General features: G+C 54.7%; 3 protein-coding genes. 1 reads left to right on the forward strand and 2 read right to left on the reverse strand.

Annotation, left to right across the window (positions count from 1 at the left end):
• The first annotated feature begins 71 nt into the window (after nucleotides 1-71).
• Nucleotides 72-1,517 carry a glutamate--tRNA ligase gene (gene gltX, locus H6F43_RS12570; protein WP_190343094.1) on the forward strand — a complete coding sequence of 482 codons (1,446 nt, stop codon included), beginning with the start codon at nucleotides 72-74 and terminating at the stop codon, nucleotides 1,515-1,517.
• Nucleotides 1,518-1,524: 7 nt separating this feature from the next.
• Here the strand turns inward: gltX and H6F43_RS12575 are convergent, their stop codons facing one another.
• Nucleotides 1,525-1,719: a hypothetical protein gene (locus H6F43_RS12575; RefSeq protein WP_190343095.1), complete on the reverse strand. Its 195-nt coding sequence runs from the start codon at nucleotides 1,717-1,719 to the stop codon at nucleotides 1,525-1,527.
• A gap of 46 nt (nucleotides 1,720-1,765) precedes the next feature.
• A partial coding sequence (locus tag H6F43_RS12580) for a HAMP domain-containing sensor histidine kinase (RefSeq protein WP_190343096.1) occupies nucleotides 1,766-2,752 on the reverse strand: 987 nt, incomplete at its 5' end.

The raw sequence follows: 2,752 nt of genomic DNA on the forward strand, positions 1-2,752 counted from the left end.
TGGCGATCGTGCAGCGCCAGAGATGCCTTACAGTGAAGAAGTTTGAATAGTGTTTCATTCCGTATCTTGCTATGTCTGTTCGCGTTCGCATTGCTCCCAGTCCCACTGGAAACCTGCACGTTGGCACTGCCCGAACTGCCGTATTTAACTGGCTGTTTGCGCGTCATCAAGGTGGACAGTTCATCTTGAGAATCGAGGACACCGACCTTGAGCGATCGCGCCCCGAATACACGCAGAACATCCTGGACGGGTTGACCTGGCTGGGGCTAACGTGGGACGAAGGACCGTTCTTCCAGACCCAGCGCACCGAGTTATACCGTCAGGCGATTCAGACGCTGCTGGACAAAGGCTTGGCGTACCGCAGCTACGAAACTCCCGAAGAACTCGACGCGATGCGCGAGGCCCAGAAAGCACGGAACGAAGCGCCCCGCTACGACAATCGCCACCGCAACCTGACACCAGAACAGGAAGCCGCCTTTGTCGCTGAAGGACGCAAGCCTGTGATTCGCTTCAAAATTGAGGACGATCGCGAAATCACCTGGAACGATTTGGTGCGTGGTCATCTTTCTTGGAAAGGGCGCGACCTCGGTGGCGATATGGTGATTGCCCGTGCCGCAGAATCGAACGAAGTTGGTCCGCCGCTCTATAACTTTGTCGTTGTGGTAGACGACATCGACATGAAGATTACTCATGTGATTCGCGGCGAGGATCACATCGGCAACACGCCCAAGCAAATCCTGCTGTACGAGGCGCTGGGCGTTCCTGTGCCCGAATTCGGGCATTCACCGCTAATTCTGAATCAGGCAGGCGCAAAACTCTCGAAGCGCGATGGCGTCACCTCCATCTCGGACTTCAAGCAGATGGGCTACACGGCAGAGGCGATCGCAAACTACATGACGCTGCTGGGCTGGTCGCCGCCGGAAGGCGTGAACGAGATCTTCACGCTGCCAGAAGCTGCTCAGCACTTTAGCTTCGATCGAGTTAACAAAGCCGGAGCAAAGTTCGACTGGGACAAGCTTAACTGGATCAACAGCCAGTATCTACATCACCTACCAGCAGACACGCTGACCGATTTGCTGATTCCCTATTGGCAAACAGCAGGCTTCGAGGGCGACTGGAACGATCGTCCCTGGCTAGAGCGGCTAGCTGCCTTGATTGGTCCGAGTCTGGCTCGACTGGATGAGGCGATCGAGATGAGCCGCTATCTCTTCGTCCAGGATGTCGGATTTACCGATGAGGCATCGGCCCAGCTAAAGCAGGACGGATCTGCGACTGCCATTCAAGCCGTCGCAACTGCCATTCCCGCCGAGCCGCTGACCGACGCCACCATCCAAGACCTGATCAAACAGGTGGTCAAGGAACACAACCTGAAAAAAGGATTGGTGATGCGAACCCTGCGTGCCTCGCTGACTGGCTCGATGCAGGGACCGGATCTGGTGCAGTCGTGGCTGTTGCTAAATCACCACGGCTGGGATCGATCGCGCCTGCAACAAGCCCTCGCTGTCGCACAAGGGTGATCAATGTTTAGTAGCTGTGTTCAGCCGCAACACCGTCGCCCTCAGATTCTGAATCTTGGTATTCTAAGGCGACCTCTCGAATTGCCTCCCAGTGATTGAACAGTTCAACGCCAGTTAAATCACTGGTGCGGTAGCGCTGAATCGCTTGATCCAGGGCTTGAAGCGTCGAATGAGCGGGACTCGTGCCGATAACGTCAGACATCTTTAGAGCCTCCATGCAGGCGGGATACCTTATAGTATTCCCGGATTCACAGTAATGGCAGCAGGATCTCGAATTCTGTGCCTGTTTCGATCGTGCAAGTTTCGCAGCTTAGTGATTCATCACACATGCTCGATCGCACCTCGAATTTGCCGCCGTGCTTGGCGGTAATGATTTGATAGCTGACGGCAAGGCTCGTTTCTTTAAGGGCGCGTTTTTTAATCGAGAACGACTCCAAAATCTGCTGCTTTGCCTGAGGAGGCAAGCCCGGACCATTATTAGCAATGCAGATTGACACCCAACGTGTCGCTTTGCCTGAATGGTCTGACAGCGATCGCACCTGCGTTGTGACTTCAATCGTCGGCTTCGATCGTCGCTGGCTCACGGTTGGGTCCTCAAACTGCTGGCTCACCGCTTGATCCAGCAGCACATCTACAGCGTTGCTGAGAATGTTCATAAACACCTGGTTTAGCTGCCCTGCAAAACAGGGAACGGGTGGCAGACGCCCATAGTGCTTAATCACCTGAATCTCACTACTAAGGCGGCTCTTGAGCAACAGCAGAATCCCATCCAGCAGCTCGTGCAAGTCGGCTGGCTTCGGATACACGGTGTCAATGTGGCAAAAGTTTTGCAGACTGATTGCTAGCTTAGACAGCCGTTCGGCTCCGGTTTGGATGCTGACGATCGTCCGGGACAGGTCTTCGCGCAGGTAGTCAATTTCCAAGTCTTGATACAGGTGGCGCAGCTCGCTCGGGGGTTCTGGCAGCGCATTCTCATACGCCTCTAGCAGCTTCAGCAAGCTTGCTCCATAATCTGCGACATGGCTGAGGTTTCCCCAAATGAAGCTAACAGGGTCTAAGATTTCGTGGGCAATCCCATCAACAAGCCGCCCTAAGTTTGCCATCTTGTCGCTTTGAATCATCTGCGCCTGCGCGCGCTCGTAACGGACCTGGGTTTCAACGCCGCGAATTTGCCAGTGGGCGATGTTCAACGCATCGCTATCCAGCAAGTGGTAGGTTTGCGGATCGATTTGCAC

This window comes from Leptolyngbya sp. FACHB-36 (genome assembly GCF_014695955.1).
Taxonomy (GTDB): domain Bacteria; phylum Cyanobacteriota; class Cyanobacteriia; order Leptolyngbyales; family Leptolyngbyaceae; genus FACHB-36.